The sequence below is a fragment of the Cerasicoccus arenae genome (genome assembly GCF_014651635.1).
In the GTDB taxonomy this organism is placed as follows: Bacteria; Verrucomicrobiota; Verrucomicrobiia; order Opitutales; family Cerasicoccaceae; genus Cerasicoccus; species Cerasicoccus arenae.
This window is the reverse complement of sequence record NZ_BMXG01000056.1, coordinates 394-976: the sequence shown is the minus strand read 5'-3', so window position 1 is coordinate 976 and position 583 is coordinate 394. Positions and strand designations below refer to the sequence as shown.

Genomic DNA, 583 nt, shown 5'->3' with positions numbered 1-583 from the left:
AGGAGATCGTGTCAAAAAAGCTCTGAGGCCTGTACGCAAGGCGGAGCTGATCCGACAGGCATCTGATGTCTATGGGATCAGCGGCCGCCGCGGGTGCAGGCTGCTGGAGTTGAACCGCTCGACTTTCGCATATCGACATGTGGAGCCACCTGACGAAGGTGCCTTGCGGTTGCGCATCCTTGATCTGGCCGCTGTGCGTGTGCGCTATGGCTATCGCCGTCTGACGGTGTTGTTGAAGCGAGAGGCTGGGCAAGTTGGCCCCAAGCGCGTCTACCGCATCTACAAGGCTGAAGGGCTTGATCTGAAGCGTAAAAAGAGCAAGAAGCGTGGCTCCCGTGTTCGTGCGCCATTGGCACAGGCGGATGCTTCCGGGCAACGCTGGTCGATGGACTTCATTACGGACAAACTGAACGACGGAAGGCGTTTCCGCGTGCTGACTGTCGTGGATCAATACGACCGGACATGTCCGGTGCTCTACGCGGACCGATCCATCAGCGCATCCAAAGTTGCCGATGCACTGGACCACGCAGCCCGCAGCGCAGGCGCACTGCCTCAAGCAATCACGGTAGACAATGGACCTGAG

The 583-nt window shown here is 59.0% G+C and carries 1 protein-coding gene; it reads left to right on the top strand.

What is annotated here, in order from left to right:
- On the top strand, nt 1-583 hold a 583-nt coding region (locus tag IE065_RS17865; protein WP_194500061.1), incomplete at both ends, for a DDE-type integrase/transposase/recombinase.